The organism is Rothia kristinae NBRC 15354, from assembly GCF_001570865.1.
GTDB lineage: Bacteria > Actinomycetota > Actinomycetes > Actinomycetales > Micrococcaceae > Rothia > Rothia kristinae.
In genome coordinates, this window is sequence record NZ_BCSM01000001.1 from 90580 (window position 1) to 112619 (window position 22040).

General features: G+C 74.3%; 20 protein-coding genes and 1 pseudogene. 7 read left to right on the plus strand and 14 right to left on the minus strand.

Annotated features, from left to right (window positions below; all coding sequences use genetic code 11):
* Window positions 1-80: 80 nt before the first annotated feature.
* A complete protein-coding gene (locus tag KKR01S_RS00450) occupies window positions 81-1187 on the plus strand; it encodes an S-(hydroxymethyl)mycothiol dehydrogenase (protein WP_061224998.1) in 1107 nt (368 codons plus the stop codon).
* The gene (locus KKR01S_RS00455; protein ID WP_061224999.1) at window positions 1184-1834 is read left to right on the plus strand and encodes an MBL fold metallo-hydrolase; all 651 of its coding nucleotides are present in this window, start codon (window positions 1184-1186) and stop codon (window positions 1832-1834) included. Before KKR01S_RS00450 ends, KKR01S_RS00455 begins: the two co-directional genes overlap by 4 nt.
* 132 nt (window positions 1835-1966) lie before the next feature.
* On the opposite strand, the gene KKR01S_RS00460 is transcribed toward KKR01S_RS00455, so the two are convergent.
* The 3 genes from KKR01S_RS00460 to KKR01S_RS00470 are packed head-to-tail and all read right to left on the minus strand — an operon-like array spanning window position 1967 to window position 7925.
* Entirely contained in the window at window positions 1967-3316 is a 1350-nt protein-coding gene (locus tag KKR01S_RS00460) for an MFS transporter (RefSeq protein ID WP_061225000.1), read from the minus strand.
* Window positions 3313-6762 carry an AAA family ATPase gene (locus tag KKR01S_RS00465; RefSeq protein ID WP_061225001.1) on the minus strand — a complete coding sequence of 1150 codons (3450 nt, stop codon included), beginning with the start codon at window positions 6760-6762 and terminating at the stop codon, window positions 3313-3315. The genes KKR01S_RS00460 and KKR01S_RS00465 overlap by 4 nt, the downstream gene beginning before the upstream one ends.
* Complete coding sequence (locus tag KKR01S_RS00470; protein ID WP_061225002.1) at window positions 6759-7925, minus strand: metallophosphoesterase family protein; 1167 nt, start codon at window positions 7923-7925, stop codon at window positions 6759-6761. Before KKR01S_RS00470 ends, KKR01S_RS00465 begins: the two co-directional genes overlap by 4 nt.
* 39 nt (window positions 7926-7964) lie before the next feature.
* Between KKR01S_RS00470 and KKR01S_RS00475 the strand changes: the two genes are divergently transcribed.
* Window positions 7965-9071 carry an ADP-ribosylglycohydrolase family protein gene (locus KKR01S_RS00475; protein ID WP_061225003.1) on the plus strand — a complete coding sequence of 369 codons (1107 nt, stop codon included), beginning with the start codon at window positions 7965-7967 and terminating at the stop codon, window positions 9069-9071.
* 16 nt (window positions 9072-9087) lie between these two features.
* Here the strand turns inward: KKR01S_RS00475 and KKR01S_RS00480 are convergent, their stop codons facing one another.
* The 7 genes from KKR01S_RS00480 to clpS form a co-directional block, all read right to left on the minus strand.
* Window positions 9088-9936 (minus strand): phosphotransferase, encoded by an 849-nt coding sequence (locus tag KKR01S_RS00480; RefSeq protein ID WP_061225004.1) that lies wholly within the window; start codon window positions 9934-9936, stop codon window positions 9088-9090.
* A 15-nt stretch (window positions 9937-9951) separates the two neighbouring features.
* Window positions 9952-10602 carry an RdgB/HAM1 family non-canonical purine NTP pyrophosphatase gene (rdgB, locus tag KKR01S_RS00485; RefSeq protein ID WP_061225005.1) on the minus strand — a complete coding sequence of 217 codons (651 nt, stop codon included), beginning with the start codon at window positions 10600-10602 and terminating at the stop codon, window positions 9952-9954.
* Window positions 10595-11356: a ribonuclease PH gene (rph, locus tag KKR01S_RS00490; protein ID WP_061225006.1), complete on the minus strand. Its 762-nt coding sequence runs from the start codon at window positions 11354-11356 to the stop codon at window positions 10595-10597. The genes rdgB and rph overlap by 8 nt, the downstream gene beginning before the upstream one ends.
* Before the next feature lie 58 nt (window positions 11357-11414).
* On the minus strand, window positions 11415-12209 hold the full coding sequence (locus KKR01S_RS00495; protein ID WP_058731790.1) for an MBL fold metallo-hydrolase: 795 nt from the start codon (window positions 12207-12209) through the stop codon (window positions 11415-11417).
* Window positions 12200-13282 (minus strand): glutamate racemase, encoded by a 1083-nt coding sequence (gene murI / locus KKR01S_RS00500; protein WP_081101424.1) that lies wholly within the window; start codon window positions 13280-13282, stop codon window positions 12200-12202. The genes KKR01S_RS00495 and murI overlap by 10 nt, the downstream gene beginning before the upstream one ends.
* 100 nt (window positions 13283-13382) lie before the next feature.
* Complete coding sequence (locus KKR01S_RS00505; RefSeq protein WP_058730925.1) at window positions 13383-13934, minus strand: DUF2017 domain-containing protein; 552 nt, start codon at window positions 13932-13934, stop codon at window positions 13383-13385.
* A 1-nt stretch (window position 13935) separates the two neighbouring features.
* Window positions 13936-14277: an ATP-dependent Clp protease adapter ClpS gene (gene clpS / locus KKR01S_RS00510; protein ID WP_058730924.1), complete on the minus strand. Its 342-nt coding sequence runs from the start codon at window positions 14275-14277 to the stop codon at window positions 13936-13938.
* A gap of 212 nt (window positions 14278-14489) precedes the next feature.
* On the opposite strand from clpS, the gene KKR01S_RS00515 reads away from it, so the two are divergent.
* From KKR01S_RS00515 to KKR01S_RS11165, 4 genes and pseudogenes are all read left to right on the plus strand, one after another.
* A complete protein-coding gene (locus KKR01S_RS00515; RefSeq protein WP_058730923.1) occupies window positions 14490-15773 on the plus strand; it encodes a nicotinate phosphoribosyltransferase in 1284 nt (427 codons plus the stop codon).
* Window positions 15774-15870: 97 nt separating this feature from the next.
* Window positions 15871-16506 carry an isochorismatase family protein gene (locus KKR01S_RS00520; RefSeq protein WP_061225007.1) on the plus strand — a complete coding sequence of 212 codons (636 nt, stop codon included), beginning with the start codon at window positions 15871-15873 and terminating at the stop codon, window positions 16504-16506.
* A 79-nt stretch (window positions 16507-16585) separates the two neighbouring features.
* A pseudogene (locus KKR01S_RS11510) lies at window positions 16586-16747 on the plus strand (TetR/AcrR family transcriptional regulator); the annotation flags it as partial.
* Between the two features lie 226 nt (window positions 16748-16973).
* Window positions 16974-17330, plus strand: a complete 357-nt coding sequence (locus tag KKR01S_RS11165; protein WP_058730920.1) for a hypothetical protein — start codon at window positions 16974-16976, stop codon at window positions 17328-17330.
* Window positions 17331-17402: 72 nt separating this feature from the next.
* On the opposite strand, the gene KKR01S_RS00530 is transcribed toward KKR01S_RS11165, so the two are convergent.
* From KKR01S_RS00530 to KKR01S_RS11170, 4 genes are all read right to left on the minus strand, one after another.
* Window positions 17403-19196 carry a DEAD/DEAH box helicase gene (locus KKR01S_RS00530; RefSeq protein WP_058730919.1) on the minus strand — a complete coding sequence of 598 codons (1794 nt, stop codon included), beginning with the start codon at window positions 19194-19196 and terminating at the stop codon, window positions 17403-17405.
* 68 nt (window positions 19197-19264) lie between these two features.
* Window positions 19265-19591, minus strand: a complete 327-nt coding sequence (locus KKR01S_RS00535) for a DUF3039 domain-containing protein (RefSeq protein WP_081046080.1) — start codon at window positions 19589-19591, stop codon at window positions 19265-19267.
* A gap of 46 nt (window positions 19592-19637) precedes the next feature.
* Entirely contained in the window at window positions 19638-21155 is a 1518-nt protein-coding gene (locus KKR01S_RS00540; protein WP_131800562.1) for a hypothetical protein, read from the minus strand.
* 49 nt (window positions 21156-21204) lie between these two features.
* Window positions 21205-22038 (minus strand): ABC transporter ATP-binding protein, encoded by an 834-nt coding sequence (locus KKR01S_RS11170; protein WP_061225009.1) that lies wholly within the window; start codon window positions 22036-22038, stop codon window positions 21205-21207.
* Window positions 22039-22040 lie beyond the last annotated feature (2 nt).

Genomic DNA, 22040 nt, shown 5'->3' on the forward strand with positions numbered 1-22040 from the left:
ACCGCCGCCGTGCGCGCCCGCCGAGAGGCCGGGTCGATCGGGTGCGCGCACGAGGCCACCCCAACCGTTGAGGAGGAACCATGCAGCAGGTCAAGGCCGTCATCGTGCGGGAGAAGGACGCTCCCGCCGAGCTGACCACCATCACCGTCCCGGATCCGGGCCCGGGTGAGGCCCTCGTCAAGGTCCTCACCTGCGGGGTCTGCCAGACCGACATGCACTACCAGAAGGGCGGGGTCGGGGACGACTTCCCCTACCTGCTGGGCCACGAGGCCTCCGGGATCGTCGAGGCCGTGGGCGAGGACGTCACCGGCGTCGCCGTCGGCGACCACGTGATCCTCAACTGGCGGGCCGTGTGCGGCCAGTGCCGCGCCTGCCGCCGCGGGGAGCCCTGGTACTGCTTCGACACGCACAACGCGCACCAGAAGATGACCCTGCAGGACGGCACCGAGCTGGAGCCGGCCCTGGGGATCGGCGCCTTCGCGGAGAAGACCCTCGTGGCCGCCGGCCAGTGCACCAAGATCGAAGGGGACATGGACCGGGACCAGTACGCCGCCGTCGGGCTGCTGGGCTGCGGCATCACCGCCGGGATCGGGGCGGCGCTGAACACCGGGGCCGTGCGCCGCGGCGAATCCGTGGCCGTGATCGGCTGCGGCGGGGTCGGGGTGGCGGCCGTGGCGGGTGCCGCCCTGGCCGGGGCCACCACGATCATCGCGGTCGACGTGGACGGACAGAAGCTGGCCGCCGCCGAGCGCCTGGGCGCCACCCACACCGTGGACTCCTCCGAGCGCGACGCCGTGGAGGCGATCCGCGAGCTGACCGGCGGGCACGGCGCCGACGTCGTCATCGACGCCGTCGGGGTGGCCGAGACCTTCCGCCAGGCCTTCGAGGCCCGGGACCTGGCCGGTCGCCTGGTCCTGGTCGGCGTGCCGAACCCGGGCACCGAGCTCACCCTGGACCTGGCCGACGTCTTCTCCCACGGCGGTTCCGTGCGCCCCGCCTGGTACGGGGACTGCCTGCCCACCCGGGACTTCCCGATGCTCGTGGACCAGTACCGCCTGGGCCGGCTGGACCTGGATGCGTTCGTCACCGAGCGCACGGACCTGGAGCACATCAACGAGGCCTTCCAGAAGATGGCCGACGGGGCCGTGCTGCGCTCCGTGGTGGACCTGCCGGGAGGTGGCGCGTGAGCACCCGCATCGAGAACACCGTCACCGCGGGCACCTTCTCCCTGGACGGGGGGACCTGGGAGGTGGAGAACAACGTCTGGGTGATCGGCGATGACGAGCGCTGCGTGGTCATCGACCCGGCGCACGACCTGGAGGCCGTCGCCGGGCTGGTCGGGGATCGGGAGGTCACCGCGATCCTGCTGACCCACGCCCACGACGACCACGCCGGACTGGCTCCGGAGGCCTCCCTGCGCTTCGGCGCGCCGGTGCTGCTGCACCCGGAGGACCGCCCGCTGTGGCTGCTGGCCAACCCGGACACGGACGTGCAGCCGCAGCCGCTGTCCGAGGGGCAGCGGATCCCCGCCGGCGGGGCCACCCTGACCGTGCTGCACACCCCGGGCCACTCCCCCGGCTCCGTGTGCTTCCTGAGTGAGGACCTGTCCTGGGAGGGCTCCTCCCCGGTGGTGTTCTCCGGGGACACCCTGTTCCAGGGCGGACCCGGGGCCACGGGCCGCTCCTTCAGCGACTTCCCGACGATCATCGACTCGATCACGGAGAAGCTGCTGAGCCTGGACCCGGGCACCGCGGTGCTCACCGGTCACGGGGAGACGACGACGATCGGGGCGGAGGCCCCGCACCGACAGGAGTGGATCGACCGCGGCCACTGAGCCGGTCCTGCACCGCACGGGGCCGCCCCGCGGCGAGATCGGGCCGGAGCATCCCTCCCAGCTGAGGGGGGGGCGCTCCGGCCCGCTCCGCGTCCTGGGCCAGCGTGCTCGGCCTGTCTCGACCCGCTGGGGTCACCGTCCGTCGCGGCGGGCGAGGTGCCGGGCCAGGCGCGCGTCGGTCTCCCGGCGCTCGAAGCGCTGGCGCCACAGGTACCCGTACAGGTGGGCCAGCAGCAGGTAGGCCCCGGCGGAGAGCACCGGGAGCATCAGCGCGGAGTTGTAGCCCAGGGAGTCCCCCAGCACCGCGCCCCAGGCCAGCCCCAGGGCGTTGCCGGCCAGCAGCGAGGCCAGCGCCGAAGTGAGCACGAGGTCCAGGCAGCGCACCGGGGCGATGGACATCACCACGGAGTCGGTGACGATCAGGGCGACCCCGACCACCGCCCCCTCCACGACCAGGCTCAGCGCCAGCGTGGCGTCCCCGGTGGGCATGGACACCGGCATCCCCACGAGGGTCAGCAGACACGCCCACAGCAGCCACGCCCCCCAGGTGTTGGTCCGGGCCCGCAGCCCGACGACGATGACCGCCGAGACCAGGCTGGATCCGCCGAGCACGGCGTAGAGCAGCCCCACGTACTGCACGGCGTCGAAGTTCATGGTGTAGCTGACCAGCGAGGACTGCATGGATCCGAGCAGCAGCCCCAGGGCGCCCATGCCCACCACCGGCAGCCACATCAGCGAGCGCCTGGCGGCGTCCTCGGCGGCCGCCTCCGGCTCCGGCGGCGGGCTGGTGGGGCCGAGGGCGTGGCGCAGCCGGAAGAACGCGAAGGCCAGCACTCCGACGACGTTGACCGGCACGACCATGAGCAGCCCCGTGTGCGGGCCGCCGATGACGCAGCTGAGCCCGGTCACCGCGGCCCCGAGCAGCAGGGACAGCACGTCCGCGACGGATTCGAAGGCGAGGGAGGAGTTCAGCAGGCTGCGATCGGCCAGGCGCTGGGATTCCCCCGCCCAGCGGATCCGGGCCAGGGCCGCCACGGGAGCGCAGGTGGCCCCGGTGACCGCGCACGCGGCCAGCAGCAGCCCGATGCCGATCTCCGGGTGACGCTGGACCCGGTCGGCCTCGTGGATCAGCCACAGCAGCGCGGCCGTGTTGGCCACCGAGCAGAACAGCAGCACCACCCGCTGACCCACGCGCCGGGCGAGCATCCCGTACAGCGGGACCGAGACGGCCAGCGCCAGGGCCACCGCCCCGGCGGCGTATCCGGCCAGCAGCACCTGCCGGGTCCAGGAGGCGATCATCACCAGCGTGCCCAGCGGCAGCATCGCCACCGGCAGGCGAGCGAAGACGGTCACCCCCAGGTAGCCCAGCCCGACCAGGCGCGCCAGGACGCGCAGCCGGGCCCAGGCCGTACCGGCCCGGGCGGCCGGGGGGATGCGGAAGGACCCGGTGGACCCGGGTGCCGTGGCGGGTGGGGTTCTCATCCTGCGTCGCTTTCGATCAGGGATCCGGCCGGGGTGCGCCGGACGCGCAGGTGCTGCGGGATCCGGGCGCGCAGGTCCGCGACGTGGCTGATCAGCCCGATGACCCGCCCGTTCTCGCGCAGTCCGTCGATCGCGTCCATGACGTCCTCCAGCGTATCCTCGTCCAGGCTGCCGAAGCCCTCGTCGACGAACAGGGTGTCGATCTGCACCCCGCCGGCCCGGGCCTGCACGACGTCGGCCAGGCCCAGGGCCAGGCACAGCGAGGCCATGAAGGACTCCCCTCCGGACAGGGAGCTGGTCGGGCGGGCCACGGAGGACCAGGCGTCGAAGACCTCCAGGCCCAGCCCGGAGCGGCGCCCGTGCCCGGCCGCGGCGTCGGAGTGGCGCAGGGTGTAGCGCCCCGAGCTCATCTGCTGCAGCCGCAGGCTCGCGGCCTCGGCGATCTCCTCGAGCTGGGCGGCCAGCACGTAGGTGGTCAGGGACATCCGCTGCAGGTTCTCGGCCCCGTTGCCGGCGGCCACCTCCGCGAGGTCCCCGATGCGCCGGGCCCGCTCGGCCCGCCGCCCGGAGCGTCGGGCCCAGTCCCCCCAGCGGACGGCCAGCTCCCGCAGATCGGCCAGCAGCTGCTGGGCCCGCTCCCGGGTGAGCAGGACCCGCTCGTGCTCCTCCTGGGCGGCGGCCTCGCGCCGGGCGGCCTGCTCGACCAGCTCGCCGCGCCGCTGCGGATCGGTGATCGACGCCGCATCCAGCCCCTCGGCCTCGGCCCGCTGCGCCTCCTCCAGCAGCCTGCGATGGGCCGGGGCCTGCCAGGCCTCCTCCAGCCGGGCCCGCTCCTGCTCCTCGGCGGCCACGGTCCGGCGCAGCTGTCCGCGCCGCTGCGGATCCAGGGACCGCGCCAGCGCCTCGGGGACATCGGCGAAGCCGGCCTCCCGCGCGGCCTGCGCGCCCGCGCGGGCAGACCGGGTTCGACGCCGTGCGGTGCGGGAGCGGGCTTCCAGACCGCCGAGAACCCGCTCGAGCAGCCGCTCCAAGTCCTCCGCGGCGGCCAGTCGGGTGCGCAGCGTCGAGGAGTCGAGCAGGTCCCGGGGGTCGCCGCCGCGCCGGGCCCGAGCGGAGCGGGCCCGCTCCCGGGCCTGGGCGCCGCGGGTCTGCAGGTCGCGGTGCTCCAGCTCCTGTCCCCGCAGGCGCTCGCGCAGCCGGTCCAGCTCCTGCGCCAGGCGCTGGGCCCGGCCCCGGTGCTGCTCGGCCCGCCGCTCGGCCTGCTCGGCCGCGCGCACCCGCGCTGCCGCCGCGTCGAGGCCCTCCTGCGCCTGCTCGGGGGTGGGCGGGGTGCCCTCGGCGTCCAGGGCCTCGAGGGCGGCGTCGACCCGGGCCAGCGCCTCGAGGATCCGCTGGGCCTCGGCCAGGGCGGCGTCGCGGCGCCGCCGGGCCTCCTGCAGAGCCCTGGGACTCAGATCCGGGGGCGCGGCCTGCCCGCTGCCGTCCCACGCTCCCCGGTCGAGGCCCGCCTCGGTCTGCCCCGGCGCGGAATCGGCGCCGCCGGGGACAGACCCGGGCATGGCTCCGGCATGCGGGTCGGGATGCTCCCGGCTGCCGCAGACGGGGCACGGACGCCCCGGGACGAGGTCCTCGGCCAAGGTCGCCGCGGCATCGCGCAGGCGCGCGCTCTGCAGGCGCTCGTAGCGCTCCAGGGTCTCGGTGCGCTCGTGTTCGGCCCGTTCGTGGCGTTCGGCCAGCTCCCGCCGCTGCTCCAGGTGACGGATCCGCTCGGTGCTGCGCCGTCGAGCCCGGGTGGCCTCCTGCTCCTCCTGCCGGGCCGGCGCAGCATCTGCGGCGAGGTGCTCCTGGGCGGCGACGGCCTCGGCCTCCCGCTGCGCGGCGGCCTGGGTCCGGTCGATCTCCTCCCGGGTGGCCCCGACAGCCTCCTGCGCACGGCGGATCCGCTCCACCAGCCCGCGGGCCTGCTCCTCGGCCGCGGCCTGCTCCTCGGCGGCGCGCAGCTCGGCCTCCAGGGCTCGACGCCGCTCCCGCAGCCGCACCCGGTAGGGATGCTCCCCCTGAGCGGAGGCCTCCTGCCCCTCGGCTGTAACCGCATCCGAACCGGCCTGCGCGCCCTCGGGCGCGTTCTCGACCTCGGCCGCGTGCTCGCCGTCGGAGGCGAGACCGGAGGCGGCATCGTCCTCAGCATCCGGGTCGGCGTCGGGCTCGGCCCCGACCTGCTCCCAGAACCGCTCGTCCAGGGCCTGCTCCCGCGCATCCGGCGCGACGGCGTGCGGTCCGGACTGGCGCAGCCTGCGGGCCCGGCGGGTCAGGTCGGTGAGCTCCTGCTGGATCTGGTGCAGTTCCTCCTCTGCGGCGCGGCGCTGATCCTCGGCCGCGCGCACGGGCTCGGCCCGCTCGGCCGCGGCCAGGCGCTCGGTGCGCTGGCGGTGCTCGGCCTCCCGGGCGCGCAGGTCCTCGGCCCGCCGCTGCAGGACGGCGTGCTCCCGGGCGGCCTCCAGCGCGTCGCGCTGCCGGGCCGTCTCCTCCCGATGCCGGGTCCAGGCCGCGCGCGCGGAGCCGAGGGCCTCCTCCAGACCGGCTGCGGCCTCGGCCAGACGCCGCTGGGCCCGGTGGATCCGGCGGGCCGGCTCCTGCTCCCCCGAGTCCTCCTGTTCCCCCGGTTCTTCTCGTTCCTCCGGCGCCTCAGGCTCGGTTGTCTGCCGTCCGGGCGCGCCGAGCGCACCGGGGTGATCGCCGTGCTCCGGGGTCAGGAGGCCGCGCTCCCGCTCCTGCAGCCGAGCGAACTCGGCCAGCAGGTGCTCACGCTGCCGGGCGGCATCGGCCAGCTCCTCCCGGGCGGCCCGCGCCTGCTCCTGCAGCACCCGCTGCGTTTCCGCGTACAGGTCCGTTGGGAACAGCCGCCGCAGCAGCTCCTCGCGGTCCGAGGAGGAGGCCTGCAGGAACTGGGCGAAGCGACCCTGCGGGAGCATGACCACCTGGGCGAACTGCTGACGGGTCAGGCCGATGGCCTGGGCCAGGTGCTCACCGGCCTCATCCATCCGGGTGGAGACCACCTCCCACTCGGCCTCCGGATCCGCCTCGGGACGCCGGCGCACCAGCACCGTGGCGTGCTGCTCGACGTAGCCGGCCTTCGCCCGGGTCGAGGGCCGGTTCCAGGCGGGGCTGCGCTGCACGAGGTAGCGGTGCTCTCCGATGCTCACCTCCACCTCCACCGAGGGCTTGGCCGCGGCCTCGGCGAAATGCGATTTCAGGCCCTTGGCGTTCTCCGGGACGGTGGTCGTGCCGTACAGGGCGAAGGTGAGCGCCTCGAACACCGTGGATTTGCCGGCGCCCGTGGGCCCGGTGAGCAGGAAGAGCCCGGCCTCGTTCAGCGGCTCGAAGTCGATCTCCTGGGCCTGCCGGTACGGGCCGAAGGCCTCCAGTCGCAGCCGGTGGATCCTCATGCCCGCTTCCCTTCCGTCGCGTCCGTCGCCTCCGCCTCGTGCGCCTGCTCGTCCCGGGCCCGGTCCAGGGCCCCCTCCACCAGCCGCCGCTCCGGCTCATCCAGGGGGCGGCGGCGGACCTGCTCGTAGAACTCCGCGCACACCTGCTCCGGGGTGCGGGCCCGGGCCAGGCGCTGGGCGTAGAAGCCGGCCGGGCGGGTGCGCAGACCGTCGAAGAGCAGCTCCACGGTGTGCGGGAAGCGGGTGCGCAGCCGCTCCATCGGATGCGCCGGCCGCTCGGCGTCGGTCAGGGTGATCTGGCACATCCGCTCCCGGGCCCAGTCCAGCTCCGGGTCCTCCAGCAGCTCCTCCAGGCGCCCCCGCAGCCGGGCCAGCGGCACCTGGTGCTCCCAGGCCCCCGGGGTCGCCTCGATCCCGCCCTCCGTGCGCTCCAGCATCCAGTAGCCCTTGACCTGGTCCGTCTCGGAGAAGGAGAAGCGCAGGGGCGAGCCGCTGTAGCGCACCGTCGGCGTGATCTGCTGGCGCCCGTGCAGATGCCCCAGGGCGGCGTAGTCCAGGCCCCGGAACACCGACGCCGGCACGGCCCCGAGGCTGCCCGATTCGATGGCCCGCTCCGAATCCGTCGGCTCGGCCCCCACCGCGAAGCAGTGCGCCATGACGATGCCGCGCACCCCCGGGCGCCGGGCCAGATCCGCCCGGATGCGCTCGGCCACCGCCTCCAGCACCGCCGCGTGCGTGGGCTGCACCCCCAGGCTGGGGCCCGCGGCCCGCGGGTCCAGGTAGGGGATGCCGTACACCGCGGTGGACTCGTCCAGCAGCACCGGCCGCACGGCGTCGGCCAGGCGGGTGCGCAGGTGCACCCCCGCCCCTTCCAGGATGGTGTCCCCGAAGCCCAGGCGGGCCGCGGAGTCGTGGTTGCCGGAGGTCAGCACCACCGTGGTGCCCTGGGCGTTGAGCTCGCCCAGCAGCCGGGAGAGCAGCTGGATGACCTCGGTGCGCGGGGAGGCCTGATCGTAGACGTCCCCCGCGATCAGCACCGCATCCACCTGCTGCCGGGCGCAGACCCGCACCAGCTCGGCGCAGATGGCCTCCTGATCCGCCTGGAGGGAGCGGCCGTGGAAGCTGCGCCCCAGGTGCAGGTCCGAGGTGTGCAGGATCTTCATGGCTCCAACGTAACCCGGGCGACTGACAGAATGAGCACCATGGATTCCCTGCCCATCCCCTTCCCCGACGCCGCCGAGTACCCCGCACTGGTGCGCGCGGCGCTGCGCGCGCAGGCCCGGGCCCGCCCCGAGCTGCTGGGCGCGCTGGCCGCCGGCATCGAGGGGCTGCGCGAAGCCCTGGACTGGTCCGCGCAGGGGGTCGGCGCGGACGAGACGGCGTGCGTGTGGCTGGGCGATCTGCGGTGGGCCCGGGCGCTGGGTCTGAACCCCGAGGAGGCCGCCCCGATGCCGCCGAGGGCGTGGTGGGAGCCCGAGGCCGCCCGCCTGGCCCCCGCGGACTTCGCCGAGCGGCACCCGCTGCTGGCCCGGGCCCTGTGCGCCGGTAACATGCCGTATCCGGCGCGCACCCCCTTCACCGAGCTGGCCGATGACGCCTTCCTCCCCCGCCTGGCAGTGCTCCCCCTGCACCCGCGCGAGGGCCTGGAGCAGCTGGGCCAGCTGGCCGTGAACCTCACCGCCCTGACCCACGGTCACCCGGAGGCCCTGGCCGCAGGCCTGGTGATCGTGCTGCATCGGCGGGCCCTGCTCGGGCTGGACGCCGAGGCCGTCGGGGATGCCGGGAACGGCGCGGACCCGCGGCGTCGTGCTCCGGCGCAGCTGCGGGAGCGGGCCCGGCGCCGCGTGCTCGAGCTGCTCAGCCCTCGGGATCCGGGCGGATCCGCGCCGTCCGCCGGGCTGCTCGCCTCCTACGGGGCCACCGGCGCCACCCGCTCCGGTCTGGCCCGCGTCCTGGCGGCGGCACCGCTGAGCGCGGCCGTCCTGGCCGATCCCGACGCCGCGGGGACCGCGCAGGGGCGGGGCGGGGATCAGGTGCCCGGGTGCGTGCGGGCCCTGGCCCGCGAGCTCACCGGAGCGGGCATCGCGCGACCGGAAGCGGACGCGGCGGACGGCGGGGCCGCGGCCGACTCCGAGGCCCGGTCCGAGGCGGATTCCGACGAGGCCTCCGAGACGTCACAGTCGCCGATGGCGCGGGCCGGGCTGGCGCCGACATATCCCTCGGCCGAGCAGCTGGCCGATCGGCTGGCCGAACGCTGGGTCGAGACCGCGCGGCGGTGGTGGGGGGTCTGGGGCGCCTCGGGAGGGTGACCGGCCGCCCTGCCCCTCAGGCCTCCGCTTCGATCCAGCGGTCGGCCCGCTCCACGGCCTGACGCAGGGTCGCGCCACCGTAGCCGTGGATCATCGCATACCCCACGGCCTGCAGGGGCATCAGCCGCTGCAGCACGCGGCCGCGCTCGGCCCAGTCGCGTCCCACCACACGGGTCACCGCCTCCCAGCCGAACCAGTTCCCGGCCGCGGCGATGTCCCAGCCGGGATCCCCGACGCTGGCATGATCCCAGTCGATGACCCCCGAGATGCGCTCCCGGTTCCACAGGATGTTGTGCCCGGCGAAGTCGGAGTGGATGAACCGGGGGGTCACCGGGTCCAGGGCCAGGGCATCGTCCAGCAGGCGCTCGGCGCGCTCCCGGTTGCCGTGCAGCAGCTGGGGGATGATCCGCTCTCGGACGGTGCGCGGCCAGTGCGAGCCGCCCCAGTGGGACTGGGAGGGTTCGAGCATCGCGGACAGGGGCGCGGGGTCGATCGCGTCGATCGCGCGCAGCGCCCGGCCCAGGGCCCGCGCCGGGGCGGGGCCCACCTCGCGGGGCCGCCCGGGCACCCAGGTCAGCCCGACGGCGACGTGCCCGCCGCGTTCCAGCACCCGGGTCAGGGGGCGGGGCACCTCGAAGGGCAGGTCCGCAGGCAGGGCGCGCAGCAGGTCGGTGCGGCGCTGGACCTGCCGGCCCACCAGGTGGTTCTTCGCCACCCGCACGCTGACCCGCTGACCCGCGTTGACCACCAGGTGCGCGGACCCGTTGGAGTGCACGTCCCATTCGGTGGGCGCGCACCGGACCCCGGCCTGGTCGAGGACCGCCTGGATGAGGGGTCGGAAGCGCATCAGCGCGAACGGGGACATGCGGGCCACGGCGGGCTAGACCTTCTCTCCGCCGGCCCCGTCCAGCAGGGCGGCGATGTGCGGGATCAGCGCGGTGAAGGCCCGGGCGCGGTGGCTGATCGCGTTCTTCAGCTCCGGCGGGATCTCGGCGCAGCTGGCCCCCTCCCACGCGGCGGGAAGCTCCTCGGGCACGAGGATCGGGTCGTAGCCGAAGCCGTGCTCCCCGCGTGGCTCGGTGAGCAGCCGCCCGGTAAGGCGCCCGGTCTGCACGACCTCGGTGTCCGAGCCGACCAGGCTCGCGGCGCACTCGAAGGCGGCACCCCGATGCGGATCGGGGATGTCGGACAGCTGAGCCAGCAGCAGGCGCAGGTTGGCCGCATCGTCGCCGTGGCGCCCGGACCAGCGGGCGGAGAAGATCCCCGGCGCCCCGTGCAGCACGGCCACGGACAGCCCCGAGTCATCCGCGATGGCCGGCAGGCCGGTGGCCTCATAGACGGCGCGGGCCTTGAGCAGGGAGTTCTCGGCGAAGGTCGTGCCGGTCTCGGGCACGTCCGGGACGCCGAGGGAGCCGGCGTCGACCACCTCCGCGTCCACCTCCAGGCCCGGCACGGCATCGCGCAGGATCTCGCGCAGCTCCCGCAGCTTGCCGGAGTTGTGGGTGGCCAGGATCAGCCGCGGCTCACTCATGGGCACCGGCCAGCGTCTGCGACTGGATCCTGGACAGCTCGGCCGTGCCGATCAGGGCCAGGTCCAGCAGGCTGTCCAGCTCAGCCCGGTCGAAGGGCGCGCCCTCGGCGGTGCCCTGAACCTCCACGAAGCTGCCGGAGCCGGTGACCACCACGTTCATGTCCGTCTCGGCCCGCACGTCCTCGGTGTAGGGCAGATCCAGCATGGGCACCCCGTCGATGATGCCCACAGACACCGCGGCCACGGAGTCGGTCAGGGGCTGGGCGCCCCGGGGCAGGATCTTCTCCTGGCGCGCCCAGTCCAGGGCGTCGGCCAGGGCGACGTAGGCCCCGGTGATCGCGGCGGTGCGGGTGCCGCCGTCGGCCTGCAGGACGTCGCAGTCCAGGACCACGGTGTTCTCCCCGAGGGCCTTCAGGTCGATGATCGCGCGCAGGGAGCGCCCGATCAGCCGGGAGATCTCGTGCGTGCGTCCGCCGATCTTGCCTTTCACGGATTCGCGGGCGGAGCGGGTCGAGGTGGCCCGCGGCAGCATCGCGTACTCGGCGGTGACCCAGCCGCGGCCCTCGCCCTTGAGCCACCGGGGCACGCCCTCGGTCAGGGAGGCGGTGCACAGCACTCGGGTGTCCCCGCACTCGATGAGGGCCGAGCCCTCGGCGTTACGGGACCACCCGCGGGTGATGGAGATCGGACGCAGCTGGTCGACGGCGCGCCCGTCCGCGCGCGTGAGGGTCTGGGGGGACTCGGTGCTCGTCATGTCCCTCACTGTACCCGGGCCGCCCCCGGCCGCGCCCCGCAGGAGCCCGGGGCGCGGCTCAGCGGGGCGGGATCGCGTAGGTGCGGGAATCCTCGGCCACGCAGATCGGCCCGGCGTAGGTGCGGGAGGCCTCGGCGCGGGCCACCTCCGGGTCGTTCCACACCGGCAGGTGGGTGAGCATCAGGTGTCCGACATCGGCCTCGGCCGCCACCCGCCCGGCCCGCACCCCGGTCAGGTGCACCCCGCGGATCGCGTCGTCGCGCCCCTCCTGGAAGGCGGCCTCGCACAGGAAGAAATCCGCCTCTCGGGCGGCCTCGACCAGCCCGGGGCACGCGTCCGAGTCCCCCGAGTAGGCCAGGACGCTGCGGCGCCCGGCCAGCTCGTGGGTCACCCGGATCGCGTAGGGCTCGGGGGCCGGATGCAGCACGGGGAAGGCCTGCACCGTGAACGGCCCCAGGCGCACCGGCTCCCCGGGGGCCCAGGGGTGGAAGCCGAAGGAGCCGGTGAGCCCGGGCTCCAGGCCGATCCCGTGGGTGCGGGCCAGGTACGGGTGGGTGTCCGCCGGTCCCCACAGCGGAATCGGCGGCCCGGGCCAGCCGCGCGGATCCCAGCGCACCGCGATGTGCAGGCCGGCCAGGTCGATGCAGTGATCGGGGTGCAGGTGGGAGATGAAGATCCCGTCGATCTGCGGCAGGCTCAGGTGCCGCTGGATCGCCCCGAGCCCCCCGCTGCCCAGGTCCAGCAGGATGCGCCAGGTGCGCCCGGCCTCATCCTCGCCGCTGACCAGATAGCACGAGGCCGCGGAGTCGGGTCCGGCGAAGGAGCCGCTGCACCCGATGATGGTCAGCTCCATGCCCGTCCCTCCTGCGCCCCAGACTCGGCGTCCGGTTCCGGGGCCGCCGCGGAGCGGGGCCCGGGATCCGTCCCCGCGGCTCCGGCGACCTCGGCCGCTGCACCCGATGTCGCAGCCACGGCGCTCAGGTCCACGCTGGCGGTGCGGATCATCTCCGGGGTGACCACCGCCAGGGAGCCGGTGGGGTAGGACTCGGCGATGCTCGCTGAGTGGCGCACCCCGAGGACCTCGGGGCCCAGGAAGCGCCGGGCCAGGGCCTGGAAGCGCTCGGGGTCCCCGGTGGCCACGAATTCGTGGCGCGGGGCGGGGGCGTCGGCCGGGCGCTGCAGGTCCTGGGCCATCAGCGCCCGGAACAGGTCCTTGGCGGTCTCCTCGGAGGAGGTCACCAGCGTGACCTCCTCCCCCAGGACGTAGGAGATGACGCCCGTGAGCAGGGGGTAGTGGGTGCAACCCAGCACGACGGTGTCCACCCCAGCCTCCTGCAGCGGGGCCAGGTGGGTGCGCACGGCCTCCAGGAGCTCGGGCCCTGAGGTGATGCCGCGCTCCACGAACTCCACGAACTCCGGGCAGGCCTCGGAGACGATCCGCAGCTGCGGGGCCGCGGCGAAGGTGTCCTCGTAGGCGCGGGAGGAGACCGTGGCCACCGTGCCCAGCACGCCGACGACGTCGTTGCGGGTCGCGGCCACGGCCCGGCGCACGGCCGGCTGGATCACCTCGACCACGGGTATCCCGTAGTGGCGGGTGTAGCGCTCGCGGGCGTCGCGCAGCACCGCGGAGGAGGCGGTGTTGCAGGCGATGACCAGGGCCTTGACCCCGGAGTCCACGAGGTCGTCCATGATGCGCAGGGCGTTGGCGCGCACCTGGGCGATGCTCAGCGGTCCGTAGGGGCCGTGGGCCGTGTCCCCGACGTAGAGGATCTGCTCGTGGGGCAGCTGGTCCATGATGGCCCGGGCCACGGTCAGTCCGCCGACGCCGGAGTCGAAGACCCCGATCGGGGCCCCGGGGGTGGGACGGGCGGGGGCGGCGCTGCCCCAGGCGGTCACGGCATCGGTCTGGTCGGGAAGCGAGTTCATGATGCCTTCGAGGATAGCCGCTGCGCGAGCGGGCCCCGGCACGAGCTCGACCACGTGGCCGGGGCGACGAGAGACCGACCACAGGGGGAAGGTCCGGGGATCACAGTCGCTGGAGCATGGCCTCCATCAGGGAGTCCTGCAGCCAGGAGACGAACTGGTACACCAGGGACATGTAGGACTCCACGTCCGTGGCCTGGTTCCAGTCGGTGTAGCCGGCCACGCGCTCGGCGTCCTGCTCGTCGCGGATCCCCAGGCGCGCAGCCAGGACCAGGCGCACGTCGTTCAGGGCCGCGGCGAAGGCCCGGGCGTGCTCGTCGTCCAGCTGCAGCTTCGGGGCCTCGCAGTCCATCGCGGCCATCCGCAGGCGCCCGATCTTCTCCTCGCGGATGCCGAGCTCGGTGAAGCGGCGGAATTCCGCGGCCTCGCCCTCATCGGCCGCGGCCTGCGGCAGCAGGCGGGCCAGGGCCGGATCCTCCGGCGCCTCGGCGTCCTCGGTGATCCCGAGCATCGCGGCCAGCGGGTCCTGATCCGGATCCTGCCGCGGCTCCAGGGTGGTCACGACGTCGCCGAACAGCTTGATCAGCAGCTCCCGCTCGGGCTGCTCCAGGTGCCCGGTGATGCCGCGCCGCCCGGCGCGGAAGGGACGAGCCATCTCACTCACCGTCCTTCTCGAAGGTGGCCCACAGCCCGTAGCCGTGCATCGCGGCGGTGTGCCGCTCGGCCTCCTCGCGGCTGCCGGTGAACACGACGGCGCGCCCGTCCTCGTGCACCTGGAGCATCAGCCGGTGGGCCTGCGCCTGGGAATGCCCGAAGTGGGTGCGGAACACCCAGGTCACGTAGCTCATGAGGTTCACGGGGTCGTTCCATACGAGCACCCGCCACGGGGTCTGCTCCTGGGGGCGCTGGAGCAGCCCGAGCCCGCCCTCCGGGGTGGTCTCGGGGGCCGTGGGGCCGGTGACGGCGGTGCGGGTCGGTTGGGTGCGCTGCTGGGCCATGACCCGCCCGAGTCTACCCGGCACGCGGGTCCCGGGGCGGGGCGGGTTCGCCGTCGGCGTCGCACCGGGTGGCGGCGCAGCGCTGGCCAGCCCGGGTGCGGGGAGCCCAGCGGAGGGCGCCGCAGTCCTTGGCCGGGCCAGGCGCGGTGGCTACAGTGGGAGGCGTGATCGAGACTACTCCCGCCCTGCTCACGGATCACTATGAGCTGACGATGATCGAAGCGGCCCTGCGGGCCGGAACCCACGAGCGCCGCAGCGTGTTCGAGACCTTCACCCGCCGCCTGCCGGCCGGACGCCGCTACGGGGTGCTGGCCGGGACCGGTCGGTTCCTGGAGGAGCTGGCGGACTTCCGCTTCACCCCGGAGCAGCTGGATTTCCTGGGCCGCACCCGGGTGGTCGGGGATGCGACCCTCGAGTACCTGGCGGACTTCCGCTTCACCGGCTCGGTGCGCGGCTACGCCGAGGGCGAGGCGTTCTTCCCCCACTCCCCCGTGCTGCAGGTGGAGGGCACCTTCGCGGAGGCCTGCGTCCTGGAGACCCTGATCCTCTCGATCCTCAACTACGACTCGGCCGTCGCCTCCGCGGCCTCGCGCATGGTCGGGGCGGCCGCGGGTCGGCCCTGCCTGGAGATGGGCTCGCGCCGGGCCCACGAGGCCGCCGCCGTCTCGGCGGCCCGCGCCGCGGTGGTGGCGGGATTCGCCGGGACCTCCAACCTGGAGGCGGGGATGCGCTACGGGATCCACACCATCGGCACCTCCGCGCACGCCTTCACCCTGCTGCACGACGACGAGCGCGCGGCCTTCGCGGCCCAGCTGGCGGCCCAGGGCGCGGGCACCACGCTGCTGGTGGACACCTACGACGTCGAGGCCGCGGTGCGCACCGCGGTGGAGCTGGCCGGTCCGCAGCTGGGCGCGGTGCGCCTGGACTCCGGGGACCTGGGCGCCCAGGCGGTGTGGGTGCGCGCCCTGCTGGATGAGCTCGGCGCGAAGGACACGAAGATCACCGTGACCTCGGATCTGGACGAGTACGCGATCGCCGGGCTGCGCTCCGCGCCCGTGGATTCCTACGGGGTGGGCACCCGGCTGGTCACCGGCTCCGGGGCGCCGACCACCTCCATGGTCTACAAGCTCGTGGCCCGGGAGGGCGCTTCCGGGCAGCTGGAGCCAGTGGCCAAGCGCTCGGCCGGCAAGGGCTCCACCGGCGGTCGCAAGCACGCCGTGCGCCAGCTGGGCGCGGACGGCCGGGCCGTCGCGGAGGTGGTGGCCTCCAGCGAGCAGGCCCTGGATCGGGCCAGGGGAGACCTCCCCGAGGGTGTGCGGACGCGGGAGCTGATGACGGACCTGGTGCGCGAGGGTGAGATCCTGCCCGGGGCGACCGGGGCCGAGGGGCTGAAGGCCGCCGCCGCGCGCCACGCCGCATCCTGGGCCGAGCTGCCCGCGGCCTCCCGGCGGCTGTCCGAGGGGGAGCCGGCCATCCCCACGCAGCTGCTGTCCTGACCTCCCGGGGACGCACCGCCTATCCTGGTGCCGAACCGGATACCGCAGGTGCGCGGCGCCGCGCCGCGCACCTGGACCATCGCTCCTGGAGGATTCCATGACCCGTGCCCTGATCATCGTGGACGTGCAGAACGACTTCTGCCCCGGCGGCAGTCTCGCCACCGAGCGGGGCGCGGAGGTTGCCGGCGGCATCTCCGAGTACCTGCTGACCCACGGTCCCCTCTACGACGCCGTCGTCGGCACCCAAGACTGGCACGTGGATCCGGGCGAGCACTTCTCCGAGACCCCGGATTTCCGCACCTCCTGGCCGGTGCACTGCGTGGCCCACTCCCGCGGCGCGGCGGTGCATGAGGACCTGGACGCCGACGCCGTGGATGCCTGGTTCCGCAAGGGCGCCTACGAGGCCGCATACTCGGGCTTCGAGGGCCTGCTGGTCCCGGAGGAGGCGGTGGCCACCGGCGAGCGGGAGCCCGGCGCGCAGACCGAGGATACGGTCAACGTGTCCCTGGACGACTGGCTGCAGGAGCAGGAGATCGACGCGGTGGACGTGGTCGGCATCGCCACGGACCACTGCGTGAGGGCCACCGCCCTGGACGCGGTGGACGCCGGATACGAGACCCGAGTGCTGCTGGACCTGACGGCCCCGGTGGCCCAGGAGACCGCCGAGGTGGCGGTCGCGGCCCTCCAGGAGGCCGGGGCCGAGGTCATCGACTCCTCGGAGATCCGCCGGTAACGGACCCTTCTCTGCCCCTCTCGGATCCGGGGTCGCCCCGATTATAGACGGATCGTTCTAGAACGTTTAGTATGGAACCATGGCGAGGCCCCGGGGATTCGACGAGCAGGAGGTGCTGCGGCAGGCGACGGCGCTGTTCGGGCACGAGGGATTCGACGCCGTCTCCGTGGACCGGCTGACCTCGGTCCTCGGACTCAGCCGCGCGAGCTTCTACAAGATCCACGGCTCGAAGCACGGACTGATGCGCGCCGCGCTCGAGCAGGTCTGCGACCGAGCCCGGGCGGGTGAGGTCACCCACGACGCCCAGGATCTCGTCCTGGTGGCCCTGTTGGAGCTGGCTCCGCACCACGACGGCCTGCGCGCCCTGACCGAACGCGCCGTCGGACTGTGCTTCGACGACGATCCCCGCCGCCTCGGCGAGCGCCTGCTGATCCGCGCCCGCCGCACCCCGAGGAAGGCGACCGAGCATGAGCAACGCCATCGAGCTGACCGAACGCGAGCTGATCATCACCCCGCGGGGCCTGGACAAACTCTGGTCCTTCACCCGGCGGGTGGCCGTGCCCTGGGCCCACGTGCGCGGGGCCACCCACGACCCCGGGATGCGCGATGAGCCGAAGGGGTGGCGCGGGCCCGGGCTGCGCGTAGGCGGCAAGCTCAGCGGCACCTTCCACCGCGACGGCCAGCGGCACTTCCTGAACGTGCGCGGCTACGAAGACGCCGTGGTCATCGAGCTGACCGACGAGCCGATCCAGCGGATCATCGTCTCCCTCGCCGATCCCGCCGCGCAGGTCGCCCGGATCAACGCCCGCGCCGCGGCCGCTTGATCCGCCGCCGACGGGCGCCGGATCCATCGGCTCCCACCCGTCTCGAGCGCCGCCGGGGCTGCGGGCCGGGGCCTACCGGCGCCCCACGAACCAGTTCTGCAGCTTGTCGATCCGGGCCTGGATCTGCTCGGCGGTGGCCTGGGCCACCGGCGGGCCGCCGCACTCCCGGCGCAGCGCGTTGTGCACCGAGCCGTGCGGCTGCCCGGTGCGCGCGGCCCAGGCGGAGACGTTCTTCGCCAGCTTGTTCCGCAGCTCCTTGAGCCGCCGGTGATCCGGCACCGCCGGGGACTGCCGCGGCGGCTGAGCCGGTGCCCCCGCCCGGGAGCCGCGCTGGCGCTCCTGCAGCAGCGTGCCCACCTGCTCGGCGTCCAGCAGCCCCGGGATCCCCAGGAAGTCCTGGTCCTCCGCGCCGATCTCGAAGCCCTGGTAGTCCTGCCCGTCGTAGAGCACCCCGTGGAAGGCCGCCTGGGAGCCGATCGCCTCGAACCTGCCCGCGGCCAGAGCCGAGCTGGCCTTCTCCTCGCGGTTGGCCTCCTCCAGGGCCTCATCGTCCAGACCCTCGTCGGCGGCGATGATCGCCTCCTCGTCGGGCCGGGTGCCCAGGTCCAGGGCGTGGTCCCGCTCGGCCTCCATCTCCTGGGCCAGGGCCATCAGCAGCGGCACCGAGGGCAGGAACACCGAGGCCGTCTCCCCGCGACGCCGGGCCCGCACGAAGCGCCCGATGGCCTGGGCGAAGAACAGCGGGGTCGAGGTGGAGGTCGCGTACACGCCCACGGCCAGGCGCGGGACGTCCACCCCCTCGGAGACCATGCGCACCGCGACCATCCAGCGCTCCTGCTCGGAGGCGGAGAAGCGGTCGATCCGCCCGGAGGCGGTCTTGTCATCGGAGAGGATCAGGGCCGGCTTCTGCCCGGTGATCCTCTCCAGCCGCGCGGCGTAGGCGCGGGCGTCCTCGTGGTTGGAGGCGATCACCAGCCCGCCGGCATCGGGCACGGTGCGGCGCACCTCCGAGAGCCGCTGGTCCGCGGCCTGCAGGACCGCCGGGATCCACTGGCCCCGCGGGTCCAGGGCGGTGCGCCAGGCCTGGGCGGTGATGTCCTTGGTGAACCCCTCCCCCAGCTCGGCGGCCATCTCCTCGCCCTCGGCGGTGCGCCAGCGCATCTGCCCGGAGTAGGCCATGAAGATCACGGGGCGCACCACGTGGTCCTTCAGGGCGGGCCCGTACCCGTAGGAGTAGTCCGCCTGCGAGCGCAGCAGCCCCTCCTGGTCCTGCTCGTAGCGCACGAAGGGGATCTGGGAGGAGTCCGAGCGGAAGGGGGTGCCGGTCAGGGCCAGGCGCCGCTGCGCGGGCTCGAAGGCCTCGCGCAGCCCGTCCCCCCAGGACAGGGCGTCCCCGGCGTGGTGGATCTCGTCGAGGATCACCAGGGTGCGGGCGTTCTCGGTGCGGGCCCGGTGCAGCAGGGGCTTGTTGGCCACCTGCGCGTAGGTCAGGGCCACCCCGGAGAAGCCGCGGGCGTGGTGCCCGTCGGCGTTCTTGAAGTTCGGGTCGATCGCGATGCCCACGCGCGCGGCGGCGTCGGCCCACTGGGACTTCAGGTGATCCGTGGGGGCGACGACGGTCAGCCGGGACACGGTGCCCCGGTCCATCAGCTCCTTGGCCACCCGCAGGGCGAAGGTGGTCTTGCCGGCCCCCGGGGTGGCCACGGCCATGAAGTCCCGGGGCTGCTCGGCGAAGTACTTCTCCAGGGCCTCCTGCTGCCAGGCGCGCAGCTTGGGGGCGGTGCCCCACGCGGCCCGGTCCGGGTAGGCCGGCGGCAGGTCCGCTCCGGCGGCGAACAGGGACGGCTGCTCCGGATCGTCGGTCACTGCGGGGTCATCACTCCTGGTCGGGCCTCGGTCGGTCGGTGCGCGGAAGGAAGGTCAAAGAGTGCGGGTCAGTCCTGGCCGCCGTCATCATCCTTGCCGCCGCGCATGGACTCGTAGATCTCCTTGCACAGCGGGCACACGGGGAAGCGCTGCGGGTCCCGGCCCGGCGTCCACACCTTACCGCACAGGGCGATCACGGGTTCGCCGGTCATCGCCGACTCCATGATCTTCTCCTTGCGCACGTAGTGGGCGAAGCGCTCGTGGTCCCCGGGCTCGATGAGCTGGCGCTGCTCCTCCCGCTCGATGGTCGCGGCCCCGCCGGTGCGGGTGCCCTCCAGGGGCTCGGCGGTGTCCAGGATCTCCGGGGCGGTGCGCAGGGTGCTGGTGCTGATCATGCCCAGCATTCTACGCGCCCCGCCTCGCTCGACGGCAGCCGCCCGGTCAGCGGAACACGGAGACCTGCGCCAGCAGCTCCGGGGCCCGGGCGTCGTAGCGGCGCGCCCCCAGGCGCACCCCCAGGCCGAGCACCGCCAGGCCCAGTCCGATCCCGACCGCCAGGGCCACCCAGCCCAGCCATCCCAGCCCCGGGACCAGGCTGACCAGGTACAGGATGATCGCGGGCAGGTTCAGCGCGAGGCAGACCAGGGCCGCCAGGAGCATCCCCATCTTGGCCCCGGAGCCGGCCCCGCCGCCGGCCCGCTTGAACGGGGAAGCCCCCGGCGGCGGCACCGGAGCGGCCCACAGCGCCGAGGCCACCGCCCCGACGCCGGTGCCGATCAGGCAGAACCCGAGGCTGACCCCGAGGTTGGCCGGCACCTGCTCGGGGAAGCCCGCCAGCACGGTGCACGCCGCGGAGACCACCAGCGTCGCCGGCAGGTACACCCCGAGAACCCCCAGGGCCCGGCCCCAGCGATCCTGGCGCCCGGTCAGCGGGGCGAGCAGGTGCAGACTGAACGCGGAGTTGTCGTAGGCGGTCAGATAGCAGGCGATCGTGCAGGCCGTGAGCCCAGCGAAGGGTCCGGCCATCAGGGCCTGGGCGCCGTCCTGCAGAGCGGACAGCCCGGTGAACAGCACCGCGATGCCCAGCACCCCCAGGAGGCTGAAGGACATGCGGGGATCGCGCAGCAGATCCAGGCCCGTGCGCACGGCCACCGCGCTCACCGGGCCGCGGGCAAGGGCCAGGCCCGTGCCCGGCGCGGCGTCGTCCGCCCGGCGGGTGCGCCCCCGCTGCGCACGACCCGACGAGCCCGCACTCACGGTGAGCAGCTCCCCGCGCAGCAGCGCGCTCAGCAGCCACAGGCCGATCCCGATGCCCAGCACCGGCAGGCCCAGGCGCACCGGGAGCAGCGTCGGGGTGCCCGCGGCGTCGGCGACGGCGAGGTACCCCGCGGACCAGGGGATCCAGCCGGCGATGCCGGTCGCGGCCTGCCGGGCACTCGGCCGCAGCAGGATCAGGCTCAGCAGACCGAACAGCAGACCGGAGAACATCAGCAGCACGTAGCCCAGGGCGGACAGCACCGTGGTCAGCCCCCGACGCCGGCGCAGTCGGCGCCCGCAGGCCGCCGCGATGCGCGCCCACACCACGAAGCAGACGAAGCCGAGGACCCCGGCCACCAGGGACAGCAGCGCCTGCCCGGGCCCGTGGGCGGACAGCACCGGGGTGAGCATGCCCAGCAGGCTCAGCGGACCCAGCACCCCCACGAGGCTCGAGGCCACCTGCGCCAGCACGATGTCACGCAGCCGCAGCGGATAGGGGCTGAGCAGCTCGGGGTCCAGGGTCTGGTCCTCGCTGGCCACCACCACCGGCACCAGCACCCAGACCAGGCCCAGCAGGGCACCCAGGCACGCGGCGATCTGCGCGGCGACCAGCGGACCCGCCTCCCGCAGGGCCAGGAACCCCGCGGCCGCGGCGAGCACCGCGCACCCGGCGATCACGAGGGAGACCACGGTTCCGGCCACGACCCAGCCGCTGCGGCGGAAGGAGGCGCGGAACAGGGCCCCTTCAGGCTCAGGAGCCGCCCAACCATGAGATCCCCTCCGTCTGCGCGCGCCCGCCGACCAGCTCCACGAAGGTCTCCTCCAGGGAGCGCTCCCCGCGCACCTGATCCACGGTTCCGGCCGCCAGGATCCGCCCCTCGCCCATGATCGCGACGTGGTCGCATAGTCGCTGCACCAGGTCCATCACGTGGCTGGAGATCACCACGGTGCCGCCGCGCCGGACGAAGCCGGTGAGGATGTCCCGGATGTTGGCCGCCGAGACCGGGTCCACGGCCTCGAAGGGCTCATCCAGGACCAGCACCGAGGGGGCGTGCACCAGCGCCGAGGCCAGCGCGACCTTCTTGCGCATCCCCGCGGAGTAGTCCGCGACGGTGCGATCGGCGGCGTCGTGCAGGTCCAGGGCCACCAGCAGCTCCTGGGCCCGCTCGGCCACCAGGTCCCGGTCCAGGCCGTGCAGCAGCCCCGCGTAGGAGATCAGCTGGCGACCGCTGAGCCGGTCGAACAGGTGCACCCCGTCGGGCAGCACCCCCAGGGTGGCCTTGGCCCGCAGGGGCTCGGCCCACACGTCGGTGCCGCGCACCAGGGCGGTGCCGCCGTCCGGGCGCAGCAGGCCGGTGGCCATGGACAGGGTCGTGGTCTTCCCGGCGCCGTTGCGTCCGACGAGGCCGTACATGGATCCGGCCGGGATCTGCAGATCCACGCCGTGCACCACCTCGACGCCGTCGTAGACCTTGCGCAGGCCCCGCAGGGACAGGGCCGGGGCCGACGCCGCAGCGGCGGGGTCGGGGATGCCGGCGGCGGGCCCTGGAACCTCGGGTCCGGGGATGGGGGGCTCGGGGTTCATCG